Annotated in this window: 19 protein-coding genes; 13 read left to right on the plus strand and 6 right to left on the minus strand. The window is 70.7% G+C overall.

The window, feature by feature from the left end:
- Positions 1-21 precede the first annotated feature (21 nt).
- From ABZ621_RS18070 to ABZ621_RS18105, 8 genes are all read left to right on the plus strand, one after another.
- A complete protein-coding gene (locus tag ABZ621_RS18070) occupies positions 22-786 on the plus strand; it encodes an SDR family NAD(P)-dependent oxidoreductase (protein WP_360605512.1) in 765 nt (254 codons plus the stop codon).
- A gap of 31 nt (positions 787-817) precedes the next feature.
- On the plus strand, positions 818-1591 hold the full coding sequence (gene fabG / locus ABZ621_RS18075; protein WP_360605630.1) for a 3-oxoacyl-ACP reductase FabG: 774 nt from the start codon (positions 818-820) through the stop codon (positions 1589-1591).
- A gap of 53 nt (positions 1592-1644) precedes the next feature.
- Entirely contained in the window at positions 1645-3186 is a 1542-nt protein-coding gene (locus ABZ621_RS18080; RefSeq protein ID WP_360605514.1) for an AMP-binding protein, read from the plus strand.
- A gap of 14 nt (positions 3187-3200) precedes the next feature.
- Positions 3201-3983, plus strand: coding sequence for an enoyl-CoA hydratase-related protein (locus ABZ621_RS18085; RefSeq protein WP_360605515.1), 783 nt, complete (start codon positions 3201-3203; stop codon positions 3981-3983).
- Between the two features lie 29 nt (positions 3984-4012).
- Positions 4013-5134: an acyl-CoA dehydrogenase family protein gene (locus ABZ621_RS18090; RefSeq protein WP_360605517.1), complete on the plus strand. Its 1122-nt coding sequence runs from the start codon at positions 4013-4015 to the stop codon at positions 5132-5134.
- A complete protein-coding gene (locus ABZ621_RS18095; RefSeq protein WP_360605519.1) occupies positions 5131-6129 on the plus strand; it encodes an acyl-CoA dehydrogenase family protein in 999 nt (332 codons plus the stop codon). Before ABZ621_RS18090 ends, ABZ621_RS18095 begins: the two co-directional genes overlap by 4 nt.
- Positions 6126-7997, plus strand: a complete 1872-nt coding sequence (locus tag ABZ621_RS18100) for an alkyl sulfatase dimerization domain-containing protein (RefSeq protein WP_360605522.1) — start codon at positions 6126-6128, stop codon at positions 7995-7997. The genes ABZ621_RS18095 and ABZ621_RS18100 overlap by 4 nt, the downstream gene beginning before the upstream one ends.
- A 239-nt stretch (positions 7998-8236) precedes the next feature.
- Positions 8237-9223, plus strand: coding sequence for an alpha/beta fold hydrolase (locus ABZ621_RS18105; protein WP_360605524.1), 987 nt, complete (start codon positions 8237-8239; stop codon positions 9221-9223).
- Between the two features lie 92 nt (positions 9224-9315).
- Here the strand turns inward: ABZ621_RS18105 and ABZ621_RS18110 are convergent, their stop codons facing one another.
- From ABZ621_RS18110 to ABZ621_RS18130, 5 genes are all read right to left on the minus strand, one after another.
- Positions 9316-11022: an AMP-binding protein gene (locus ABZ621_RS18110; RefSeq protein ID WP_360605526.1), complete on the minus strand. Its 1707-nt coding sequence runs from the start codon at positions 11020-11022 to the stop codon at positions 9316-9318.
- Positions 11023-11106: 84 nt separating this feature from the next.
- Positions 11107-11871 carry a crotonase/enoyl-CoA hydratase family protein gene (locus ABZ621_RS18115; RefSeq protein ID WP_360605528.1) on the minus strand — a complete coding sequence of 255 codons (765 nt, stop codon included), beginning with the start codon at positions 11869-11871 and terminating at the stop codon, positions 11107-11109.
- Positions 11872-11914: 43 nt separating this feature from the next.
- The gene (locus tag ABZ621_RS18120; RefSeq protein ID WP_360605530.1) at positions 11915-12823 is read right to left on the minus strand and encodes an acyl-CoA thioesterase domain-containing protein; all 909 of its coding nucleotides are present in this window, start codon (positions 12821-12823) and stop codon (positions 11915-11917) included.
- Between the two features lie 12 nt (positions 12824-12835).
- Entirely contained in the window at positions 12836-14002 is a 1167-nt protein-coding gene (locus ABZ621_RS18125; protein ID WP_360605532.1) for a thiolase family protein, read from the minus strand.
- A 37-nt stretch (positions 14003-14039) separates the two neighbouring features.
- Positions 14040-15197 (minus strand): acyl-CoA dehydrogenase family protein, encoded by a 1158-nt coding sequence (locus tag ABZ621_RS18130; protein WP_360605534.1) that lies wholly within the window; start codon positions 15195-15197, stop codon positions 14040-14042.
- A gap of 190 nt (positions 15198-15387) precedes the next feature.
- Between ABZ621_RS18130 and ABZ621_RS18135 the strand changes: the two genes are divergently transcribed.
- The 5 genes from ABZ621_RS18135 to ABZ621_RS18155 all read left to right on the plus strand — a co-directional run bounded on the left by ABZ621_RS18135 (position 15388) and on the right by ABZ621_RS18155 (position 20583).
- On the plus strand, positions 15388-15738 hold the full coding sequence (locus ABZ621_RS18135) for a zinc ribbon domain-containing protein (RefSeq protein ID WP_360605536.1): 351 nt from the start codon (positions 15388-15390) through the stop codon (positions 15736-15738).
- Positions 15739-15821: 83 nt separating this feature from the next.
- Entirely contained in the window at positions 15822-16685 is an 864-nt protein-coding gene (locus tag ABZ621_RS18140; RefSeq protein WP_360605538.1) for a 3-hydroxybutyryl-CoA dehydrogenase, read from the plus strand.
- Positions 16686-16856: 171 nt separating this feature from the next.
- Positions 16857-18314, plus strand: coding sequence for an aldehyde dehydrogenase (locus ABZ621_RS18145; RefSeq protein ID WP_360605540.1), 1458 nt, complete (start codon positions 16857-16859; stop codon positions 18312-18314).
- A 29-nt stretch (positions 18315-18343) separates the two neighbouring features.
- Complete coding sequence (locus ABZ621_RS18150; protein WP_360605542.1) at positions 18344-19420, plus strand: zinc-binding dehydrogenase; 1077 nt, start codon at positions 18344-18346, stop codon at positions 19418-19420.
- 104 nt (positions 19421-19524) lie between these two features.
- On the plus strand, positions 19525-20583 hold the full coding sequence (locus ABZ621_RS18155) for a TIGR03617 family F420-dependent LLM class oxidoreductase (protein ID WP_360605544.1): 1059 nt from the start codon (positions 19525-19527) through the stop codon (positions 20581-20583).
- A gap of 9 nt (positions 20584-20592) precedes the next feature.
- Here the strand turns inward: ABZ621_RS18155 and ABZ621_RS18160 are convergent, their stop codons facing one another.
- On the minus strand, positions 20593-22497 hold the full coding sequence (locus tag ABZ621_RS18160; RefSeq protein WP_360605546.1) for an alkyl sulfatase dimerization domain-containing protein: 1905 nt from the start codon (positions 22495-22497) through the stop codon (positions 20593-20595).
- Between the last annotated feature and the right edge of the window lie 1623 nt (positions 22498-24120).

Raw genomic sequence — 24120 nt, forward strand, 5'->3', positions numbered from 1 at the left:
TTCAGGAACGGAACCCTCACCATGCAGATCAACGGAGTCTCCGCCGTCATCACCGGTGGCGCGTCGGGCCTCGGCCTCGCCACCGCCGAACGCCTCCTCGACCAGGGCGCCCACGTCGTCCTGCTCGACCTGCCCTCGTCCCAGGGCGAGCAGCGGGCCAAGGAGCTCGGCGACCGCGCCCACTTCGTCGCCGGTGACGTCCGCAGTGCCGACGACGCTGCCCGCGCGGTGGCGACCGCCGCCGCCATGGCGCCCCTGCGCATCACGGTCAACTGCGCCGGTCTCGGCAAGGGCGGCCGGACCGTCGGCCGCGACGGCACGCCCTACGCCCTGGAGGACTTCGAGTTCGTCGTCGGCGTCAATCTGATCGGCACCTTCAACGTGCTGCGCCTCGCCGCCGCCGAGATGGCGAGGACCGACGAGGTCGACGGCGAGCGCGGCGTCATCATCAACACCGCCTCCGCCGCAGCCTTCGAGGGCCAGATCGGCCAGTGCGCCTACTCCGCCTCCAAGGGCGGCATCGTGGGCATGACCCTGCCGATCGCCCGTGACCTCGCGGCGGCGAAGATCCGCGTCGTCACCATCGCCCCGGGTCTCTTCTCCACCCCCCTGCTCAACAAGAAGCCGCAGGAGTTCCTCGACGCGCTCGGCGCCCAGGTCCCGCACCCCTCCCGGCTCGGCGACCCCGCCGAGTACGCCCACCTGGCGACCTCGATCATCGAGAACCCCATGCTCAACGGCGAGACGATCCGCCTCGACGGCGCCATCCGCATGGCCCCCAAGTAGGAACTTCCGTCCACTCTTGCCCCAGGGAGCAATCGTGTCCACCACCCCTTCCACCGCCCCGAAGGTCGCCATCGTCACCGGCGCCGCCCGTGGCATCGGCGCGGCGATCGCCGCCCGCCTCGCCCGTGACGGCTTCGCCGTCGCGGTCCTCGACCTCGACGAGGCCGCCTGCGCCAAGACCGTCGAGACCGTCGAGAAGGAGGGCGCCCCCGCCCTCGCCGTCGGCTGCGACGTCTCGGACTCCGAGCAGGTCGAGGCGGCCGTCGCCCGCGTCGCGACCGAACTCGGCGCCCCCACCGTCCTGGTGAACAACGCCGGTATCATCCGCGACAACCTCGTCTTCAGGATGACCGACCAGGAATTCGACTCGGTCATCGGCGTCCACCTGCGCGGCGCCTTCCTGATGGCACGCGCCGTGCAGCGCCATCAGACCGCCGCAGGCTGGGGCCGTACCGTCAACCTCTCCTCGTCCGCAGCCCTTGGCAACCGGGGCCAGTCGAACTACTCCTCGGCCAAGGCCGGACTGATGGGCCTCACCAAGACGCTGGCGATCGAGCTCGGCCCCTTCGGCGTCACGGTCAACTGCGTCGCCCCCGGCTTCATCGCCACCGAGATGACCGAGGCGACCGCCGAGCGGATGGGCATCACCTTCGAGGAGTTCACCGACAGGTACGCCAAGGCCATCCCCGTCCGCCGGGGCGGCCGCCCCGAGGACATCGCCCAGGCGGTCTCCTTCTTCGTCCGCGAGGAGGCCGGGTTCGTCAACGGCCAGATCCTCTACGTCGCCGGCGGCCCCAAGGGTTAGTACAGCCGCCATCCCCCTGCCCTTGCCAACGACGACGATGGAGGGACCCCTTCATGGGCCTGCACCTGCCCGACGCCATCCGCCTGCACGCAGCCGAGCGCGGCACCTCCGCCGCGCTGACCTGTGAGGGGAACACCGTCGGCTATGCCGAACTGGACCGCCGCAGCAACCGGATAGCCCGCGCGCTGCTCGCCGAGACCTGCGTCGGATCGCGGATCGGGTTCCTCGCCCGCACACGCAACGAGGCCGGTGAGATCCTGGTCGGCGCGGCCAAGGCAGGCGTGGTGACCGTGCCGCTCAACTGGCGCCTGTCCGTGGCCGAGTTGACGGCCGTAGCCCAGGACGCCGAGCTGACGTTCCTGCTGGCGGAACCGGAGTTCCGGGCCGCGGCCGACGCCGTGTGCGACGCCGTGCCAGGTCTGCGGCTGGTCGTCATCGGCCCCTCCGAGGAGCCCGGCGTTCCCGCCTACGAGACCTGGCTCGCCGCCCACCCCGACGACGATCCCGGCCGGGGCACCGGCTCGGACGCCGACGAGGTGTTCCTCCAGATCTACACCTCCGGCACCACCGGCGTTCCCAAGGGTGTCCTGTTGACCCACGGCAACTTCTACGCCGACACGACGGAGCTGGAGGAGTACCTCTGGGAGTCCGGGTCGGTCGCGCTCAACGCCCTGCCGATGTTCCACATCGGCGGGCTCGGCTGGCTGCGTGTGGCGCTCACCGCGGGGGCCAACAGCCTGATGTTCCCGGACTTCGCGCCCGACGCGGCGGCCGAGACCATCGAGCGGGAGGGCGTCACCCACGCCTTCCTCGTTCCCTCGGTCCTGCACATGCTCACCGAGCTGCCCGGCATAGAGAAGCGCGACTTCTCCCGCCTCACCCTCATCACCTACGGCTCCGCGCCCATCACCCCGGTGCTGCTGCGCCGCTCGATGACCCTCTTCGCCTGCCACTTCATGGGCAAGTACGGACTCACCGAGGGCGGCGGCACGGTCACCCAGCTCCCGCCGGAGGACCACGTGCCCGACGGCCCCCGACGGCACTTGCTCACCTCGGTCGGCAGGCCCCGCCGCGGAGTCGACGTCGTGATCGCCGACCCCGAGACCGGCAGGCCGGTCCCGGCCGGGACCGCCGGCGAGATCCGGATCCGCTCCCGCCACAACACCCCCGGCTACTGGAACCGGCCCGAGGAAACCCGGGCACTGTACGACTCCCAGGGCCTGCTGTGCACCGGGGACGGCGGCTACCTCGACGCGGACGGCTACCTCTTCCTCACCGACCGCATCAAGGACATGATCGTCAGCGGCGGCGAGAACGTGTACCCCACCGAGGTCGAGTCCGTGCTCGCCGAGCACCCGGCGGTGTCCGAGGTCGCGGTCGTCGGCCTCCCCGACCCGGTGTGGGGCGAGGCCGTCACCGCCGTCGTCGTCCTGCGCCCCGGCGCGGACCGCCCGACCGAGAAGCAGCTCGTCGACTTCACCCGGGACCGGATCGCCTCGTACAAGAAGCCCCGCCGCGTCCATTTCGTCGACGCGCTGCCCCGCAACGCCAACGGCAAGGTCCTCAAGCGCGAGCTTCGCGCCCGAATCCACTAGAGAAAGGGACGGCGATGGCCGATCTCGAATACACGGTCCGCGACGGGATCGCGACCATCCTCCTCAACCGCCCCGAGCGCAAGAACGCCTTCACCATCGACATGGTGCACGCCTGGGCCGACGCACTGACGGACGCGCAGGTCGACCCCGCCGTGCGCGTCATCGTCGTCACCGGTGCCGGCGACTCCTTCTGCTCCGGTGTCGACCTCTCCGCCTTCAAGGGGGAAGAACGGGCTCCGCTGGGGGAGAAAGAACTGCTGACGCAGAACGTGCACAGGGTCGCGCTGACCCTGGAGGACGTCGACAAGCCGGTCATCGCCGCCGTCACCGGCCCCGCCGTCGGGGCCGGGATGGATATGGCGCTCCTCTGCGACCTGCGCTTCGCCGGTCGGAGCGCCCGCTTCTCCGAGGGCTACATCAAGGTCGGCCTCGTCCCTGGCGACGGGGGCTGCTGGCTGTTGCCCCGCGCCGTCGGCACCTCCACCGCGCTGCGCATGCTGTGGACCGGCGACTTCGTCGGCGCCGACGAGGCCCTGCGTATCGGCCTGGTGGACGAGGTGCACGAGGACGAGGACCTGATGGACGCCGTGTACGCGTACGCCGCTCGGCTTGCCGAGCGACCGCCGGTCGCGATCCGCACCATCAAGCGCGCCGTCCGCCAGGGTGCCCGCCACGACCTGCGGACGGCACTGGACCTCATCTCCTCCCACATGGCCGTCATCACCTCCACCCAGGACTCGCAGGAGGCGTACGCGGCCTTCCAGGAGAAGCGTCCCGGCGTCTTCACCGGCCGCTGACCCCACCACGTACGCCCGGAAAGGCCACCATGGACCACTCCCCAGGAACGGACTCCTGCGCCGAACTGCGCGCACAGGTCCGCGAGCTGACCGCCGCATGGCGCGACGCCGGACGCTACACCCCGCGCAGCGACTCGTGGCTGCGCTCCTTCGACCTGGAGTTCAGCAAGGAACTCGCCGCCCGCGGCCTCATCGCCATGACGTACCCGAAGGAGTTCGGAGGCGCCGGACGCACCAACGTCGAACGGCTCGCCGTCACCGAGGAGTTGCTGCGCGCGGGCGCGCCGGTGGCCGCGCACTGGATCGGCGACCGGCAGATCGGACCGGCGGTCCTACGGCACGGCACGCGCGAACTCCAGGAGGAGATCGTGCCGAGGATCGCCTCCGGTGAAGCCGTTTTCTGCCTGGGCATGAGCGAGCCGGAGGCCGGCTCCGACCTGGCCTCGGTGAAGACCACCGCGGAGCGGGTCGAGGGCGGCTGGCTGGTCAACGGCCACAAGATCTGGACCACCCAGGCACACCACGCGACGCACGCGTACCTCCTCGCGCGCACCTCGCGAGGCGAGCGCAAGCACGAGGGGCTGACCGAGTTCGTCCTCGACATGGACGCCGAGGGCGTCTCCGTCACCCCGATCGTCGACCTGGCCGGCGAGCACCACTTCAACGAGGTCCGCTTCGAGAACGTCCTCGTCCCCGCACACCGCGTGCTCGGTGAGGCCGGCCAGGGCTGGAAGCAGGTCGTCGAACAGCTCTCCTTCGAACGTGGCGGCGCCGAGCGGGCGCTGTCCAGCTATCCCGTCCTCGTCGAGCTCATCACCGAGACCGCCCGGCAGAAGGGCGACCGCGAGCTGCACGCCCTGCTCGGGTCGTTGGTGGCCAGGCTCGCCGTACTGCGTCGGCTGTGCTTCGAGGTGGCCGGAGCCATGGACGCCGGTCAGGCCCCCGTCCAGCAGGCCGCGGCGCTGAAGTACCTCGGCAACGCCTTCGAGCACGACGTCATCGAGGCGCTGCGCCGCACCGACCTGTGCCAGGAACCCGCCTTCGACGGCGTGTTCGGCCAGGCGCTGCTCGCCTCGCCCGCGTTCAGTCTGAGGGGCGGCGCGGCCGAGGTCCTGCTCTCCCTCATCGCCCGCCAGGAGGCCCGCTCATGAGCCAGTTCGCCGACGAACTGCGGAAGCTGATCGACGACCTCGCCGCGTCCGGCAGCCCCGACCTGTGGGTCAGCCTCGTCGAACTCGGTCTGCCCCGTATCGGTATCGCGGAGGAGAGGGGGGGCTCCGGCGGATCGCTTGACGACCTGCTCGTGGTCGTCGAGTCCCTCGCCGGGCACGGCATCGGCGTACCGATCGTCGAGGCGTCCACCGCCGACTGGATCCTCGGCCACACCGGGGCGCTCGGCGACGGACTGACCACGGTCCTGCTGCTCGACGAGGCGCCTGATGCCGAGTCCGGCACCGTCACCGCCGAACTGACCTCCGTGCCGTGGGCCCGCGACGCCGCGCACCTCGTGCTGTGCGCCCCGGGATCCGCGCCCCTCCTGGTCGACCTGGGCGATCCCACGGTCACCGTACGGAACGTCGACAACATGGCCGGCGAGCCCCGCGACACAGTGGTCCTGGCCGGCACCCACGTGACCGCGGTGGGAGGCGCGCCCGCCTATGAGGAGGTGCGAGAACGCCTCGCCCTCCTCTGGTCGGCGGCCGTGCTCGGCGCGGCCCACGGCGCCTACCGGCTCACCAAGAAGTACGTCTCCGAGCGCGAGCAGTTCGGCGGCCCGCTGCTGAAGATCCCGGCCGTCGCCGGCAACCTCGCCCGGATGCGTGTCCAACTGGTGCAGGCCGATGCCGCGCTCTCCCTGGCACGCGAGGCGCGGGGGCTCAGCGGCACCGTGGAGGTCGTACGGATCACCACGGCCGTCGCGGCCACCGAGATCGCCCAGATCGCCCACCAGCTGCACGGCGCGATGGGCATCACGGAGGAGTACCCGCTGCACCGTCTCACCCGCCGCCTGTGGTCCTGGCGAGACGCCGTCGCGTCCGAGCGCCGCTGGGCCGAGAGCCTCGGCCGCCGCGCGGCCGAGGCCGGCGAGACGGGCGTCTGGACGCGTATCACCGCCCCCACCACCGCCGAGAGGACTGATCGATGACACCCTCCACTCCCGAACTCGACTGGGACGACACCACCGACCAGGCCAACGCCACCCGCGGTCTGATCGACCGGCTGGAGCCCTGCGTCGTCCGCAACGACGCGGGCCGGGTCGTCTGGGACAACGACCGCTGGGACTTCCTGAACAAGGACGAGTGCCCCGGCACCGTGCACCCCAGCCTGTGGCGGCAGAGCCGGCTCAACACGGCCCAGGGCCTCTTCGAGGTCGCGCCCGGGATCTACCAGGTCCGCGGCCTCGACGTCTCCAACATGACGATCGTCGAAGGCGAGGGCGGCGTGGTCGTCGTCGACCCGCTGACGTCGAAGGAGGTGGCAGCCGAGGCCCTCGCGCTGTACACGCGGAACCGAGGCGAACGCCCGGTAAGGGCCGTCATCTACACGCACAGCCACGGCGACCACTTCGGTGGCGTCCTCGGCGTCACCACGCACGAGGCGGTCGCGGCGGGCGAGTGCGCGGTCATCGCGCCCGACGGGTTCATGGACCACGCCGTCAGCGAGAACGTCTTCGCGGGACCGGCGATGCTGCGCCGCGCCGTCTACATGTACGGCCGCTCGCTCCCGGTCGGCCCCGAGGCGTCCGTCGGCTTCGGCCTCGGACAGGCCCTCTCCACCGGCACCGTCGGCCTGATCGCGCCCACGGTGAGCATCACCGCCACCGGCCAGGAGCTCGTCCTCGACGGAGTGCGGCTGCTCTTCCAGCTGACCCCGGACGCCGAGGCCCCCTCGGAGATGAACTTCTACCTGCCGGACCACCGCGTCCTGCTCATCGCCGAGAACGTCAATCACTCGCTCCACAACGTCCTCACGCTCCGCGGCGCCCAGGTCCGCGACGCCCACGCCTGGGCGTCGTACATCACCGAGTCCATCCGGCTCTTCGACGAGGCCGAGATCCTCATCGGCTCCCACAACTGGCCGACCTGGGGCCACGACGCGGTGACGCGCGTGCTGACGCAGCAGCGCGACGCCTACGCCTACCTCCACGACCAGACCGTCCGGCTGATGAACCAGGGCCTGACAGGCCCCGAGATCGCCGAGGAGATCCAGTCCTTCCCAGGCGAGCTGGGCCGGGCCTGGAGCGTGCGCGGCTACTACGGCTCCATCAGCCACAACGTCAAGGCCGTGTACCAGCGGTACATGGGCTGGTACGACGGCAACCCGGCGCATCTGTGGCAGCACCCGCCGGTCGAGCAGGCCAAGCGGTACGTCGCCGCCATCGGCGGCGCGGACGCCACCGTCGCCCAGGCCCGCGAGGCGTTCGACGGGGGGGACCTGCGCTGGGCCGCAGAGCTGCTCAACCACGTCCTGTTCGCGGAGCCGGAGCACACGGCGGCCCGCGAGCTGCAGATCGTCACGTACGAGACGCTGGGCTTCGGCCAGGAGAACGGCACCTGGCGCAACATCTACCTCACGGGCGCCAAGGAGCTGCGGGAGGCCGGCCAGGAGAAGCGTGGCAAGGGCGCGCCGCGCACCGAGAGCGTGGACATGCTGGCGGCCCTGAGCACCGGGCAGATCTTCGACTCCATGGCCGTGCGGCTGGACGGCCCGCGCGCCGCGGCCCACCGACTGTTGCTGCGCTGGGAGTTCACCGACACTGACGAGGTGTGGACCCTCCTGGTCGGCAACGGAGTGCTCACCCCGATGCGGGGCGACGCACCGGGCGGGGAAGCCCCCCAGCTGACCCTGTGCCTGGAGCGCGCCACACTTGATCTCGTCCTGGCCCAGCGGAGCTCCTTCCCGGAGGCGATCGGCTCCGGGGCGGTCACGGCGGAGGGTGACATCGGCGTGCTCGCGACCTTCCACGGCCTCCTTGAGACGCCGAGGCGCAACTTCCCGATCGTCCTTCCGTAAGGGTCTCCCCAGCTGATCCCCCCGTACCGGGGCCCCACCACAGGGGCCCCGGTACCCGCGTTCCTCCCTCCGGGCGACGAGCGGAGGTGTGCCGAACGGCCCCGTCGAAAGGTCACTGATGTGTCGCGTCACACGATGTCGGCCGAGGGGACGGCGGGGGTGCGGGGGAGCTTGTTACGCCGTGGCCGCCCCGGTCATGGTGAACCGCCAACATCAGCATCGGTCCCCAGGAGCCGTCCGTGAACAGATGGTGGAACACCTTGATCCAGCGCGGGAGAGCCCGGACGTCCGGCGCCGCGCTCGTGGCCGCGTTCGTCGCCGCCCTGCTCGCCCCCGCCCCGGCCGCCTCGGCCGCGGCGGAGCCGTCGCTGAACACCCCCGCCGCCACCCTCGACGCCGCACTGAAGTGCCCCTCCTCCTTCAACCATCCGAACCGTGAGCCGGTGCTGCTGGTCCACGGCACCACGTCCACCTACGAGGAGAGCTGGGGCTGGAACTACGCCCCGGCCCTTCGCGACGCGGGCTACGACGTCTGCGGCGTCGAGCTGCCCAACAGGTCTATGGGCGACATCCAGGACGCGTCCGAGTACGTCGTCCATGCCGTCGACAAGATCTACGCCGTGACCGGGCGCAAGGTCGACGTCATCGGCCACAGCCAGGGCAACATGCAGATGCGCTGGGCCGTGAAGTGGTGGCCGCACCTGCAGAGCCGGGTCGACGACATGGTCTTCCTGGCCAACCCCGGCCACGGAATCACCGGCGGCAACCTCTTCTGTATCGGCTGGTGCGCGCCGGCGCTGCACCAGTTCAACATCGGGTCCCACTTCAACGCCGCCCTCAACAGGGACGACGAGACCCCCGGCGGCATCTCCTACACCAACATCTACAGCCTCACCGACGAGGCGATCACCCCGTTCACGACCGCGCCTCTGAACGGTGCGAAGAACGTCCTGATCCAGGACGTCTGCTTCGGCCGCGTCGTCGCCCACTTCGGCATGCTCTACGACGCCGTCACCTACAAGCTGGTCGTGGACGCCCTGTCGCACGAGGGCACGGCCATCCCCAGCCGGCTGCCGTTCGGCAAGTGCCTGGACGTCAACCTCCCAGGGGTCTGGCCCCACGAGGTCGTGGCGGGCACGGCGGTCACCGCCGCGAACTTCACCGGCGAGATCCTCAACGCCACGAAGGTCCCGGCCGAGCCCCCGCTGCGGGCCTACGCCCAGTAGCGCGGACCAGCACACAGGTGTGGCCGGGCAGAGTGTCCACTCTGCCCGGCCACACCGGACACGCCGCCCAGAGCAGAGCCGGTGACCGGCCCTCAGGAGCCGGTCGCCCGCCGGCGCAGCTCCGTCTTGAGGATCTTGCCGGTGGCCGAGAGCGGCAGCTCGTCCACGATCACCACGTCCCGGACCCTCTGGTACGGAGCGACGCGCTCGGCGACGTAAGCCATCAAATCCTCTGCCATGGAAGCTGGTTCACGCCCCGCAGCCTCCTCCTTCAGTGAGACGAACGCGACCGGGATCTCGCCGTGTTCCGGATGCGGACGTCCCACGACGGACGCCTGGGCCACCGCCGGGTGTTCGCGCAGGATGTTCTCCAGCGGACCGGGGTACACGTTGTACCCCTTGTAGATGAGCATGTCCTTGGCCCGGCCCACGAGCGAGAGCCATCCGTCCGCATCGAGCGTGCCCAGGTCCCCCGTACGCAACCAGCCGTCGACGTACTGCTCCGCCGTGAGTTCCGGGTGGCCGTGGTAGCCGTCGGTGACCTGGGGGCCCCGGACCCAGACCTCGCCACGCTCGCCCCGGGCGGCGGGAGTCACGCCGTCCGGCTCCCGGATCTCGACCTCGGTGTCGAAGAGCACCAGGCCGGTGCTGCCGGAGGGGCGCGGCATCGCGCTGTCCAGCGGGCTGATCGCGACCCCCATGGTGGCCTCGGTCAGCCCGTAGCCGTCACTGACGACGGCGTTCGGGAAGATCTCGGAGAGTTCCGCGACCACGGCCGGGTTGATGGGCGCGGACCCGCTGCTGACCACGCGTACGGACGACAGGTCGCGCTCCCGGACGCCCGGTACGGACAGCAGGGCGTGGCAGAGGGCGGGGGAGCCGGTGATCGCGTGGACGCCCAGCTCCTCGATGGCGTCCAGGTACCTGACCGGGTCGAACCGGCCGAAGACCTTCACGGTGATGCCGGCGGCGGCGAAGACGCTCTGGCTGACCATGCCCATGCCGTGGAAGAGCGGGGCGACGGAGAGGCCGGTGGCGGCGGCCAGCGGGATGTGGTGCGGGGTCCGTGCCGCGGGCACATGACGCAGCACGATACGGCCGCGGTCGTCGGCGGCGGGGACGGCCGCGCTGCGCCAGCACGCCACCTGGAGCACGTTCGTGACCAGGTTGCGGTGCAGGACCCGGACGGCCTTCGGGACGCCCGTCGTCCCGCCGGTGAAGGCGAGGTGGGCGACCGCGTCGCCGTCGACGCCGGTCGCGGGCGCGGCCTCCGCCTTCATCAGTTCGTCGAACGCGACCGTGGCGACCGGGAACGCGACGGTGGCGGGGGCTTCGGCGGGGCCCGGGGCAGCGGCCGTCGTCGGCGTGACGCAGACAAGGCGGACGGACGGGGAGCCGTCGACCGCCGCGCTCAACGCCTTCGCGACGGCCGGATGGGTGAAGACGGCGACCGCGCCCGAGTCGTCGAGCTGGCGGCGCAGCGCGAGCGGCGGCTGGGTCGGGTTGACCGGCACCACCGCGGCTCCGGCGAACAGGATGCCGTAGTAGGCGACCGTGAACCAGATCGTGTTGGGCAGGTGCACGGCGACGGCGTCGCCGGGGGTGATTCCCTGGTCCCGCAGTCCCTGCGCGACCCGGAGCGCCCTCTCGTACAGCTCCGCGTAGGTCAGCCGGTCCTCGCCGTCGATCAGCGCGGTACGGTCCGCGTAGGCGTGGGCGGATCCGGCGAGGAGATCCGCGATCGTGCCCGTGGGGTAGTCGAGGGTGCGGGGCAACCCGTCGGGCCAGGTGGTGGTCATGGCGAACTCCTTCGTCCGGTCATGCCCGAGTGGTGTCTCGGGACGGTAGCGGGGATCCCCCTGAAAGCCGGAGCGGCGCGGCGGTCAGTGCCCAGCCCAGCGAGGGGCGCGCTTCTCGGCGAACGCGCGCGCGCCCTCCTTGGCGTCCGCCGAGGCGAAGACCGGGTCGCAGGCGGCCCGGTTGCGTTCCCAGACCTCGTCGGCCTGCCAGTCGGCCGAGTCCACGACGATTCCCTTGCTGGCGCGCACGGCCAGCGGGCCGTTGCCGGCGATGTCCTTCGCGAGGGCCAGGGCACTGGCGAGCGCCTCGCCCTGCGCGGTCAGCTCGTTGACGAGGCCGAGCTCGTAGCCGCGCTCCGCCCCGAGGAAGTCGCCCGTCAGCGCGTACTGCATGGCGATGTTGTACGGGATCTTCCGGGGCAGGCGTACCAGGCCGCCGCCCGCCGCGATGAGGCCTCGCCGGGTCTCCGGGAGGCCGAACTTCGCGGTCCTGGCGGCGACGATCAGGTCGCAGGCGAGGGCGAGTTCGGTGCCGCCGCCGAGCGCGTACCCCTCGACCGCGGCGATCAGCGGCTTGGCGGGCGGGGTCTCGGTGATCCCGCAGAAGCCCCGGCCGGGGATGCCGGAGCGCTCTCCGGTGGCGAGGGCCTTGAGGTCGGCGCCGGCGCAGAAGGTGCCGCCGGCGCCCGTGATGACACCGACGACGAGGTCGTCGCGGGCGTCGAGTTGGTCGATGGCCTCGGCGACGGCGTCGGCCACCGCCCGGTTGACGGCGTTTCGGGCCTCGGGGCGGTTGATGGTCACGACGGCGACGCCGTCCTCGAACGAGGTGAGGACCAGGTCGGACATGGGATTCCTCCGATGAGGCAGGGAAGAGGCGGGCGGTGGGGTGTCAGCGGCGGTGCGTCCGCGAAGGGCGCACCACCGTCTCCTGCACCACATGGGCGATGAGCCGGCCGTCGAGACTCCAGACGTCCGCGAAGGCGAGGCCGCGGCCGTCCACCGACGTCGGGCTGCGCTGGGAGAACAGCATCCACTCGTCGGCGCGGAACGGCCGGTGATACCAGACGGAGTGGTCGAGCGAGGTGAGGAAGACCGACGAGGGCTCGTCGCGCAGCATCCGGGGCAGTTGGTGCCCCAGCGCCGCGGCCGGCGCCAGGAAGAGGTCGGAGACGTACGTCAGTGCACGGGTGTGCACCACGGGGTCGTCGGGCAGCCGCTCGGTCGCCCGGATCCACAGCTTCTGCTCCGTCAGGCCGGGCGTGTTCGGCTCGGGTGGTCCGGGGACGTAGCGCATGTCGAGGACCCGGCAGAACTCCGCCTGCGCGAAGTCCTCGGGGCTGTTCGCCGCCCATGTCTCGTACATGTCGGGCAGCTCGTCCGGCCCGGGGACCCGCGGCATCGCCGGTTGGCGGTCGTCGGCTGTCTCCGGCCGCTTGAACGACGCGGTGAGCGTGAAGACGGGCTCACCGCCTTGCACGGCGGTGACGCGGCGGGACAGGTAGGAGGAGCCGTCCCGGACCCTCTCCACGGAGTAGTCGAGGGGGCGTGCCGTGTCGCCCGGGCGCAGGAAGTGGCCGTGCAGCGAATGCGCGGTCCGGCCCTCGGGCACGGTCAGGGCGGCGGCCGCGAGTGCCTGGGCCGCCACCTGACCACCGAAGGCGCGCGAGGGCATCCCGTCGTGGCACCACCCGCGGAACACGTCCCGGTCCAGCCGCTCCACGCTCAGGAGTCCGACGAAGCCCTTGCCCAAGGCCCCGCTCCGGCGCTGTCCCGTCTCACTCTCGGGCAGTACGGGCATCGGTGTTCGTCCTCACAGGAGTTCGAGGATGGTGGCGTTGGCCATGCCGCCGCCCTCGCACATGGACTGCAGGCCGTAGCGGATGCCGTTGTCGCGCATGTGGTGGACGAGGGTGGTCATGAGGCGGGCGCCGGAGCCGCCGATGGGGTGGCCGATGGCCATCGCGCCGCCGAGCGGGTTCATCCGCGAGTAGTCCGCGCCGGTCTCGCGCAGCCAGGCGAGGGTGACGGAGGCGAAGGCCTCGTTGATCTCGAAGGCGCCGATGTCGTCGATCGCCAGGCCGGCCTTCGCGAGCGCCTTGGCGGTGGCCGGGATGGGGCCCTTGAGCATGGTGACGGGGTCGGTGCCCGTCACCACCGCGGTGTGGACGCGTGCCAGCGGCGTCCAGCCCTGGGAGGCGGCGTACTCGCTGGTGGTGACGAGCAGTGCGGCGGTGCCGTCGGAGACCTGTGAGGCGTTGCCCGCGGTGATCGTCCCGTCCTCCGTGAAGGCGGGCTTGAGTCCGGCGAGCTTCTCGATGGTGGAGCCGCGGCGTACGCCCTCGTCGGTGTCGAAGACCCGCGCGGTGCCGTCCTCGTCGGTGACCGTGATCGGGGCGATCTGGCCCTTGAAGCTGCCCTCGTCGATCGCCTTGGCGGCACGAGCGTGGGAGTCCAGGCCGTGCTGGTCCATCTCGGTCCGTGTGATGCCGTACTCGTCGGCGATCAGCTGGGCGCCCATGCCCTGGTTGAAGCGGATGCCGTCGTAGCGGGCGAAGACATCGGGGCCGAAGGGCTCGCCGAGGCTGCCGTCGCCCCGGGTGGTGCCCAGCGGGAGCCGGCTCATGATCTCCACACCGCCGGCGACGGCGACGTCGTACTGGCCGGAGATCACCCCGGCCGCGGCCTGGTGCACGGCCTGCTGCGACGAGCCGCACTGGCGGTCGACGGTGACGCCGGGCACGGACTCCGGCCAGCCGGCCGCCAGCACGGCGGCGCGGCCGATGCAGCCGGCCTGCATGCCGACGCCGGAGGCGCAGCCCCAGATGACGTCGTCGACGACGGCGGGGTCGAGGCCGTTGCGCTCGGCCAGTGCCTTGAGGACATGGGCCGAGAGCGAAGCGGAGTGCAGCCGCGAGAGCGAGCCGCCGCGCTTGCCGACGGCGGTACGGACGGCGTCGACGATCACTGCGTCGCGCATGGGGTCCTCCTGAGGGGTAAGTGGGGTGGGAGCGGACTCAGAGCCCGAGGTCCTTCGCGATGATCGTCTTCATGACCTCGCTGGTCCCCGCGTAGATCCGGTTCACCCGGGTGTCCGCGTAGAGGCGGGCGATGGGGTACTCGAGCATGTATCCGTAACCGCCGTGCAGTTGGAGGCACTTGTCGATGACGCGGCCCGCTACCTCGGTGCAGAAGAGCTTGGCCTTGGCGGCGTCGGCGGCCGTCAGTTCACCGGCGGCGTGCTCCGTCAGGGCCCGGTCGACGAGAGCCTGTGCGGCGGCGACCTCGGTCGCGCACTCGGCGAGGACGAACTTGGTGTTCTGGAACGCCGCCACCGGTCTGCCGAACACCTCGCGCTCGCGCACGTACTCCGTCGCGAAGCCGATCGCCCCGGCCGCGTTGGCATAGGCGTTGATCGCCGCGCCGAGGCGCTCCACCGCGAGGTTGTGCGTGAGGTAGGTGAAGGCCGCGCCCTCCTCGCCGAGCAGGTTCCCGACCGGGACCCGCACGCCGGCGAAGGACAGTTCCGCGGTGTCCTGTGCGCGCAGGCCGATCTTGTCGAGCTTGCCTCCGACGGCGAAACCGTCGCTGGTCGTGTCCACGCACAGGATCGACAGTCCGCCGCGACGGTCGCCGGGGTCGTAGTCGGAGGTCCGGCAGACGACCAGGACGAGATCGGCCTGGGCGCCGCCGGTGATGAAGGTCTTGGCGCCGTCGAGGACGTAGTGGGTGCCGTCGTCGGAGAGCCGGGCGCGTGTGGCGATGGCCGCGAGGTCCGAGCCGGTACCGGGCTCGGTCATGGCGATGGCGGTCATGATCTCGCCGGAGAGGAAGCCGGGCAGCCAGCGCCGCTTCTGCTCCTCGTTCCCGAACTCCAGCAGGTAGGGCAGGACGAGGCAGGTGTGCACCGACTCGGCGCCGAAACCGACACCCGCACGGCCGCACTCCTCCCGGATCACGGCCTGGTAGGTGAAGTCGGTCACGCCCGCCCCGCCGTACGCCTCGGGCACGTTGATGCCGAAGACGCCCAGTTCGCCGAGCTTGCGATAGAAGGCGCGGGGGACATGCCCCTGGCGTTCCCACTCGGCGTAGTGCGGGGTGACCTCCTGGGCGATGAAGTCCCGGACGGCCGTCCGGAATGCCTCGTGGTCCTGGGTGAACACGCTGCGGCGCACGGTCGCGGTCCCTTCCTCGTATGCCTGGCGGTTTCGTCGAACGGCGCCTAAGTTAATCTTCCGTAACCTCAGTGTCTAGGTTCTGAGTGAAGGATTCTCCAAGGTGGAAGGGGAATATCGTGTCTCGTGGTGATGTGGCGCTTGCGTGGTGTCGATGAAAACCGGACGGCGGACGCCGGGAGTGGCCCCCGTGGGCGGCGGGCTCGTCTACCAGCGCTGCGGCTGGTGCGGCACGGCGAATTTCCGCAGGCTCCTGTGTCCGGTCTGTGCCTCCGCCGACCTGGCTCCCGAGCGCAGTGACGGCCAGGGCGTCGTCGTCCGCTCGGGCGTGGAGCAGCGGTACCGGAGGGCGGCGCGCAGTGAGTCGGTCGTTCGCTTCCCTGAGGGTTTCGAGGTCCGCTGCCGCGTAGTCGGCGCCCCACCGCACCTCGTGCGCGCGGGTACCCGGGTGCGCCTGGCGTCCGGCGCGGATCCGAAGGCGGGCGAGCTCGTCTTCGAGGTGTTCGGGGTGTGCGACACGGACGAGCGGGACCGGTGGTGACCGTGGCGCCGAGTCGACCGGTGACCGGCCCCTCCGTCCGGCACTCCCATGTCCAGCAGGCAACAGTGAGAGGACTTCGACGTATGCGTGGATTCAGCCGGATAGGGGTCGTTGGCTGCGGCCTGATGGGCTCCGGAATAGCCGAGGTCTGCGCGCGCGCCGGCCTCGACGTCATGGTCGCCGAGCGCGGCGCCGAAGCCCTTGCGGCCGGCCGGTCCCGGCTGACCTCCTCGCTCGACCGCGGGCTCCGGGGCGGCAAGCTGACCGAGGAGGAGCGTGAGACGACGCTTCGCCGGCTTTCGTTCACCTCCGACCTCGACGGCTTCGCCGACCGCGATCTGGTCATCGAGGCAGTCGCCGAGCAGCGCGACGTCAAGGCGTCCGTCTTCGAACAGCTCGACCGCGTTCTGGCCGGTCGCGAGGCGGTCATCGCCTCCAACACCTCGTCGATCCCGATCATCGACCTGGCCGCGGTGACCGGACAACCGCAGCGTGTCGTCGGCGTCCACTTCTTCAACCCCGTACCGGTGCAGCGGCTGGTCGAGGTCATCCCCACCCAGCTCACCGCCCCGGAAGTCACCGCGGACGTGACGTCCTTCATCGAGCGCACGCTCGGCAAGACCGTCGTCCTGGCCCGCGACCGGGCGGGCTTCGTCGTCAACGCCCTGCTCGTCCCGTACCTCGTCTCCGCCGTACGGATGCTCGAGTCCGGGGTCGCCTCGGCCGAGGACATCGACGCCGGCATGGTGCTGGGCTGCGCCCACCCCATGGGGCCACTGCGTCTTCTCGACCTCATCGGCCTCGATACGGCGCTGTCGATCGCGGAGTCGATGTACGAGGAGTTCAAGGAGCCCCTGTACGCGCCACCGCCGTTGCTGCGCCGCATGGTCGCGGCCGGCGCCGTCGGCCGCAAGGCGGGGCGCGGCTTCTATGTCTACGCAAGCTGAGCCGACCCTGGACAGCTGCGTTAGTGTGGATTAACTTATTCCCATGAATCCCTAGAACCCGAGCGGTCGCTGACTGTGGATGGATCAGGGGATATTCACTTTCGTGAGGTCGTCGGGTCGTGAGGCGGCCGACCGTACGGCCCACCCCGCAACGAAGCGAGGACTCCGCACATGACCGACATCCTGGAACACCGCACGCTCTTCATCGGCGGCCGCTGGGCCGAGCCCGCCGGCCCGGACACCATCGAGGTGGTCTCGCCGGTGACCGAGCAGGTCGTCGGCCGCGTGCCTCACGCGACGCCCGAGGACGTGGACCGCGCGGTGGCCGCCGCTCGCGAGGCGTTCGACCACGGCCCATGGCCCCGCATGACGCCCGCCGAGCGCATCGAGATCGTCACCCGGATCAAGGACGGTCTCCTCGCCCGCCACCAGGAGCTCGCCGAACTGATCACCCTGCAGAACGGCTGCCCCATCACCGTCTCCGTACGGGCCCAGGCCCTCAGCGCCGTCGCCACCTTCGGCGCGACCCTCGCCGTCGCCGCCGGCCTCGCGACGGAGGAGGAGCGGCCCGGCCTGACCGGCCCCCTTCTGGTCCGGCGCGAGCCGGTCGGCGTGGTCGCCGCCGTCACTCCGTGGAACGTGCCGCAGCTGACCATCGCCGGGAAGCTGGCGCCCGCCCTGCTCGCGGGCTGCACCGTCGTCCTCAAGCCGTCCCCGGAGACGCCCCTGGACGCCTACCTCCTCGCCGAGGTGTGCGAAGCCGCCGGGCTGCCGGAAGGCGTGCTCAGCGTTCTCCCGGCAGACCGGGAGGCCAGCGCCTACCTGGTCGGGCACCCCAATGTCGACAAGGTCGCCTTCACGGGATCGGTCGGCGCCGGCAAGCAGATCATGGCCGCCGCCGCCCAGAACCTCACCCGCGTCACCCTGGAGCTCGGCGGCAAGTCCGCGGCGATCCTCCTGGAGGACGCGGACCTCGACGCCGCCCTGCCGAGCCTCGTCATGGGTGCCTTCGCCAACAGCGGCCAGGCGTGCGTCGCCCTGACCCGCATCCTGGCCCCGGCGAGCCGTTACGACGAGATCGCGGCCAAGCTCACCGCGGCCGTCGCCTCGCTCAAGGTCGGTGACCCGTCCGACCCGGCCACGGTGATCGGTCCGATGGTCACCGAGCAGCAGCGACAGCGGAACCTCGACTACATCCGCATCGGCCAGGACGAGGGTGCCAAGGTCCTCACCGGCGGCGGCATCCCCGAGGGCCTGAGCACCGGCTGGTACCTCGAACCCACCCTGTTCGGCGACGTCGACAACGGGATGCGCATCGCCCAGGAGGAGATCTTCGGCCCCGTCATCTGCCTCATCCGCTACGAGGACGAGGACGACGCCGTCCGGATCGCCAACGACTCCCCCTTCGGTCTGGCCGGCACCGTCTGGGCGGGCACGGACGAGCACGGCACCGAGATCGCCCGGCGCATCCGCACCGGCACGTACTCCGTCAACTGCCAGCGTTTCGACGTCGCCGGCCCGTTCGGCGGCTACAAGGACTCCGGGATCGGCCGCGAGTTCGGCCCCGAGGGCTTCGCCGCGTACCAGGAGACCAAGACCATCCACCTGCCCGCCCCCACCCGGGCCTGAGCAGCTTCCCCAGCCACGAGGAGCACATGATGCACGCAGCAGTCCTGCACAAGACCGGTGACGAGACCCTGGACGTCGTCGACGTCGAATCGGTGTCCTTCGGCCCGGGACGGGTCCGGGTCAAGATGCACAAGGCGGGCCTCTGCCACTCCGACCTCTCGGCCATGAGCGGTGTGCTCACGCACCCCGCGCCGTTCGTCCCCGGCCACGAGGGCGCCGGCGAGGTGATCGAGGTCGGCGAGGGCGTCACCCACGTCAAGCCCGGCGACCGTGTCATCGTCTGCTGGATGCCGCCGTGCGACGTCTGCCCCTCCTGCAAGGCCGGCAACGGCCACCTCTGCCGTAGTGGCTACCGCAACCTCGCTCACCTCAACTTCCGCAGCGGGGAGACGGCAGTCCCCGGCATGCTGGGCGCCGGAACCTTCGCCGAGGAGACCGTGATCGCGGCCTACGCCGCCATCCCGATCCCCGACGACGTTCCGTACGACATCGCCGCCCTCATCGGCTGCGGCGTCACCACCGGCATCGGCGCCGCCCTCAACACCGCCAAGGTGAAGCCCGGCTCGTCGGTCGTCGTCATCGGTCTCGGCGGAGTGGGCATCAGCATCCTCCAGGGCGCCAAGGTCGCCGGTGCGGCCCGGATCATCGCCGTCGACCCGACGCCCAACCGCCGCGAGTGGGCGCTGAAGTTCGGTGCCACGGAGGCCATCGCTCCCGAGGAGCTTGCGGAGACCGTCAAGCGGCTCACCGGAGGCTTCGGCGTCGACTACGCCTTCGAGGCCGTCGGGAAGGCCGGCACGCTGCGCGCCGCGTACGACGCCACCCGCCTCGGCGGCACGGTCTGCCTCGTCGGCGCAGGCTCGCGCACCGAGATGACCGACATCAGCATGGCCGAACTGGTCCTCAACGAGAAGGCGATCCTGCCCTCCTTCTACGGCGGCGACGACATCCGCCGCACCTATGCCACGATCATCGACCTGTGGCGCGCGGGCCGCATCGACCTGGAGTCGATGATCACGCACCACGTCCCGCTGACGGACATCAACGAGGCGATCCGTCAGATGCACACCGGCGAGGCGCTGCGCACCGTCATCGACATCGCCTGAGCCGACCGGCCGCCGCATCGCGGTGGCGCCGACCAGCGGGCCCGGGGCCCGCTGGTCGGCGTATCGGCGTACACGCGTCCCGTACCCCCGAGGAGAATGGCCACGTGACCGCACCCACCACCCCCACCGGCCGCCTCCGCCTCGACGTCTCCGCCCCCGCGCATCCGGGCCGTATCCTCGCGGCCGCCCGCGACGCGGAGAGCCGGGGCATGGACCGGCTGACGGTCGCCGAGACCTCGCACAACCCCTTCCTCCAGCTGGCCAGGGCCGCCGACCGGACCTCCCGGATCGAGCTGGCCACGGGGGTGGCGATCGCCTTCGCCCGTACGCCCATGACGCTCGCCTACGAGGCGTGGGGCCTGCACGAGGCGTCGGGCGGCCGGGCGGTCATCGGTCTCGGCTCCCAGGTCAAGCCGCACATCCAGCGCCGCTTCGGCATGCCGTGGGACCGCCCGGCCGCCCGCATGCGGGAGTACGTCCACGCCGTCCGGGTGATCTGGAACAGCTGGCAGACCGGCGAACGGCTCACCTTCCGCGGTGACTTCTACACCCACACCCTCATGACCCCGGTCTTCGCACCCGACCCGGTGCCCGGCGGCGCCCCGCGCATCCTCCTCGCCGGGGTGGGCCCCTTGATGACCGCCACGGCGGGAGCGGTCGCCGACGGATTCCTCAGCCACCCCTTCACCTCGGTCGAGTACCTCACGAGCAAGGCCCTCCCAGGAGTCCGCGAGGCCCGTGCGAAGGCCGAGGCGGCCGGCGCGGCCTGGACGGCCCGCCCCTTCGAGGTGGTGGGCAACGTCCTGACCGCGACCGGCCGCACCGAGGAGGAACTACGGGCCAACCACGTCGCCGTACGCGAACGGGTCGCCTTCTACGCCTCCACCCCCGCCTACCGACCCGTCATGGAGACCCACGGATGGGCCGCACTCCACGAGGAGCTGCACCGGCTGTCCGTCCGGGGCCGGTGGAGGGAGATGGGAGAGCTGATCGACGACGAGGTGTACACCACGTTCGCGGTGTCCGGTGAACCGGACGCGGTCGCCCGCGAGATCCACCGCCGCTACGCCGGCGTGGTCGACCGCCTCTCGGTCAGTGGCGCCCGGGACGCGGACCCGGCGCTGATGACGGACGTCCTGACCGCGATCCGCGCTCTCGGCTGAGGGGGCACGTCAAGGGGTCACGACGGCGAAGTCGGGATCGAAGGTGTCGAGGAGCCCGGCGAGGGTGTCCAGGGCGCCGGCGTCACCGTCCAGCTTGACCTTCCCGGCCTCGACCAGATTCGCGGCGCTGCCCGGCTCCAGCAGCACACCCACGAGCGCGGGTTTCGAGCCGGTGACGGTGAGCTGCGTCTCTGGCGAGGCGCCCCGGCGGGCGTTGAGCACGCCGCGTGCGATCCACATCGTCCAGGTCTCGCCGTTGTCCGTGAACGTGAAGTCGATGCGCACCTCGGCCGACGCCGCCTTCTCGCCGATCACGTGGACGGCGACGAAGTCGAAGAGGATGCCGACGGGCATGGCGAGGATGGTGTCCGGGCTCGCGGTGGCGAAGGTGGCGGCCTGGACGCCCTCGCGCAGCTCCTTCGCGGCGGTGAGGAAGATGCCGCGCCACTGCGGCCCCTCGGCCTGGTAGCCCATCTGCTCGTACGCGTCGGCCTGGAGCCCGCGGGCGGCGTGATGGTCGGGCTGGGCGAAGACGAGCGTGTGCAGGATCTGGGCCGCCCAGCGGTAGTCGCCGGCGTCGAAGGCGCGCTGCCCCTCGGCCATGACGCGCTCGGCTCCGATCAGCTCGACGAACCGCCGGGCGGACTCGACGGGCGTGTGCGAGTGCAGGGAGACCGGATCACCGTCCCACATCCCGAGTTCCTTGGTGAACACGGCCCGTACGTCATGGTGGAGCGTGCCGTGGTAGCCGCGGTTGAACCACTTGCGGCCCAGCTCCTCCGGCAGCTCGATCACCTCGGCCGCCTCCAGAGGCGTGTACCCCTTGTTCGCGAGCCGCAGAGCCTGGTCGTGGATGTACTTGTACGTGTCGCGCTGTGACTCCAGGAACGCGGTCACGGCCCCGTTCTCCCACACAGGCCAGGTGTGCGGCCCGTAATGCACCCGAGCCTCGTCGCCCCACCGCTCCAGCGTCTCGTCGAGGTAGCGCGCGAAGTTGCGGGCGTCACGGGTCCGCGCGCCGCGCAGCGTCTGGATGTTGTGCAGCGAGTGGTTGGCGTTCTCCGCGCAGGTCAGCGCCGCCAGCTCCGGGATCCAGATGTGCATCTCCTCGGGCGCCTCGGTGTCCGGCGCGTAGAGGAACTCGAACTCGATCCCGCCCAGTTCACGCCTGGACCCCGTCTCCGTGATGCCGTCCGTGGGCGAGATGTACGAGACGGTCACACCGGGGAGCGACGTGATGCCGATGCCGCAGGTGACACACCCGGTCGGACTCAGGTCGAGGAGACTTCCGAAGGCGTAGCCGGCCCTGCGTGACATGGCGTTGCCGGCGATGACGTTCTCGCCGATCGCGTGCTTGTCGAAGGAGGTGATGGTGCCGGGCGCGATGATCGGCACCTTCCCGGAGGCCACGTCCTCGGAGCTGACGACGCCCTTGACCCCGCCGTAGTGGTCGATGTGGGTGTGGGTGTAGATCACTGCGGCGACCGGCTTGTCGCTGACGTGCTCACGGATCATCGCCATGCCCTGCGCCGCTGCTTCGACGGAGGACATGCAGTCGACGATCACCAGGCCCTTGTCGCCCTCGACGACGGTGAGATTCGCCAGGTCGTTGTTGCGTACCTGGTAGATGCCGTCGACCACCTGGTACAGGCCGCCCTTGCGCATCACCTGCGACTGCCGCCACAGACTGGGGTGCACGGTGTCCGGCGCGGAGGCGTCCTCGGCCAGGTAGTCGAACCGCGCGGCGTCGAAGATGAGGTGCCCGTCCGCTCCGTAGAGCTTGTCCGGGAAGGGGGCGATGAAGCCCCGGTCCGCATCGGCGAAGTCCTGCCGATCATCCATGTCGTACCGGGCCACGGCCTCACTGTTCGCGGCAGCTGTGGCGGGTGTGGCCCGCTTGGGTATGTAGGCCATGACGACCCCTCCTGATCCGCCGCAGCCGCCACCTGATCCCTCGACGCGACCGCGAACCGTTCGACACTTCCCCACAGCCTCGCCGCGGAACCCTCGTGCGGCGCTGCGGACAGGGCCGAACGGGTGACGAAAGGTGTGCTCAGTGAGCAAAGCCCGGGTCAGCTCCCCGTTCGATCGGAGTGGGGGGCTCCTTCGCGGCCTCGGCGAGGAACTCGCCGCGACTGTCGGCCTGAAGAGGGGAAGTGGCCGCGTTACGTGATCGGGTGTGAGCGCACCCCGACGGACGGCCAGGTTCGTCATGCCGGCACTGTCGCCCTTCGCGGGAGACCTGGCGGCGTACGCGCTGGGGAGCGGATGCGCGCGCCTGGCTCCGAGGCGCATCCGTTGTCGAGAGAGGGGCAGGAGGAGGGCGGCCGCGCGGCTCTCTGTGACTGGACACCGTGCGACGGACAAGGGGGGGCTGCGCCCGAACTTCACGATGGCCACACGGCTGCGAGGGGAGATGGGCATGGTGCTCTCCTCCGTATCGGATGTCAGGATCGTGGCGTGACCCGGCTGTGCCAGGGCCGTGGCGCAGAACAGCGCGTCGGTGGCGCACATGTGGCCACGCAGTGCAGCCTTGCCCAGCAGGGTGGTCGCAGACTGAGCGAGGGGCAAGTGACCGGTTCGACCCGCGGCCGGCGCAGCGCCCACTTCGGGGCGGCGTGGTTGATCCGAGGGCTGATCGCCTTGACGAGAGCACCGCGACCGAGGTGATCAGGGGAACGTCGGCGCCGCGGGCGGCCAACGGCTCCGCAGCCGGTTCCCCCGCGTGGAACCTCGGCCGAGCACTCCCTCCCGAACTGCCGAATCATCACACCGGCCCCACCCGACCAGGAGGGTTCAACAAGTCGCGTTTCGAGCCTTATCGCGCTGAATGGGCATAAACGAATGCGAAATCCGTAGGGCTGTCGGCGGGCCCAGCGTGACTGGCGCGCGATGTTTTGTCCGTGCGGAAGTTACGGAACGCGCACCTGGGGTCACCGTCCGGCATCGATGGGTGATGCTGTGACCCGTCACAATGCTGCTTGGATGCGACCGGAACTCCTCCCGGCGGCACGTAGGGGGCAACGTTCACCAGCCTGGCTGGAGTCATGGCTCCCGCGCCGCCCCTGGGGAGCCTTCCGGGTGGGAAGTGCCTGAGGGTGCCGGGACGCGCGCCCGAGACAGGCGGAGGAACACCCTGACGGCTGGTCGGTCCTGCGTGAATCTCCTGGTGGAAGCCCCTGGTCCGGTGGTGTCGAGGTCGACGGAGGGGGCGGCCCCAGCATGCGCGGCGTACGGGAGCCAAGTCCACGGCGGGGGGCGGCCAGGTTCGAGATCTCGGGAGAACGTGTGTGCTGTCCCATCGGGTGTCCGCAATGTTTAGGCATGCGCACATCGCATGGAGCGTCGCTGGTGTGCTTCGGCGGCGTGCCGACCGCCTACGCCGAGCTGTGGGGCCAGCGGTCCCACCCCGAGGTCCCCACGCACGGGAGTCCTCGCGGTGTAGCGAGTTAGTTACTGCTGATTAACTTAAAGTTCCTGTAGGCGAGGCTACACCTGTGATAGTTGTGTGGAATCGAGTTTCATCTCGTACACTTG

Source organism: Streptomyces sp. NPDC007863, from assembly GCF_040633895.1.
GTDB lineage: Bacteria > Actinomycetota > Actinomycetes > Streptomycetales > Streptomycetaceae > Streptomyces.

Coding starts and splice junctions, on each gene's coding strand:
- ABZ621_RS18070 (WP_360605512.1), top strand. CDS start 22: ATGCAGATCAACGGAGTCTCCGCCGTCATCACCGGTGGCGCGTCGGGC.
- ABZ621_RS18080 (WP_360605514.1), top strand. CDS start 1,645: ATGGGCCTGCACCTGCCCGACGCCATCCGCCTGCACGCAGCCGAGCGC.
- ABZ621_RS18085 (WP_360605515.1), top strand. CDS start 3,201: ATGGCCGATCTCGAATACACGGTCCGCGACGGGATCGCGACCATCCTC.
- ABZ621_RS18090 (WP_360605517.1), top strand. CDS start 4,013: ATGGACCACTCCCCAGGAACGGACTCCTGCGCCGAACTGCGCGCACAG.
- ABZ621_RS18095 (WP_360605519.1), top strand. CDS start 5,131: ATGAGCCAGTTCGCCGACGAACTGCGGAAGCTGATCGACGACCTCGCC.
- ABZ621_RS18100 (WP_360605522.1), top strand. CDS start 6,126: ATGACACCCTCCACTCCCGAACTCGACTGGGACGACACCACCGACCAG.
- ABZ621_RS18110 (WP_360605526.1), bottom strand. CDS start 11,022: ATGACCACCACCTGGCCCGACGGGTTGCCCCGCACCCTCGACTACCCC.
- ABZ621_RS18115 (WP_360605528.1), bottom strand. CDS start 11,871: ATGTCCGACCTGGTCCTCACCTCGTTCGAGGACGGCGTCGCCGTCGTG.
- ABZ621_RS18120 (WP_360605530.1), bottom strand. CDS start 12,823: ATGCCCGTACTGCCCGAGAGTGAGACGGGACAGCGCCGGAGCGGGGCC.
- ABZ621_RS18125 (WP_360605532.1), bottom strand. CDS start 14,002: ATGCGCGACGCAGTGATCGTCGACGCCGTCCGTACCGCCGTCGGCAAG.
- ABZ621_RS18140 (WP_360605538.1), top strand. CDS start 15,822: ATGCGTGGATTCAGCCGGATAGGGGTCGTTGGCTGCGGCCTGATGGGC.
- ABZ621_RS18145 (WP_360605540.1), top strand. CDS start 16,857: ATGACCGACATCCTGGAACACCGCACGCTCTTCATCGGCGGCCGCTGG.
- ABZ621_RS18150 (WP_360605542.1), top strand. CDS start 18,344: ATGCACGCAGCAGTCCTGCACAAGACCGGTGACGAGACCCTGGACGTC.
- ABZ621_RS18160 (WP_360605546.1), bottom strand. CDS start 22,497: ATGGCCTACATACCCAAGCGGGCCACACCCGCCACAGCTGCCGCGAAC.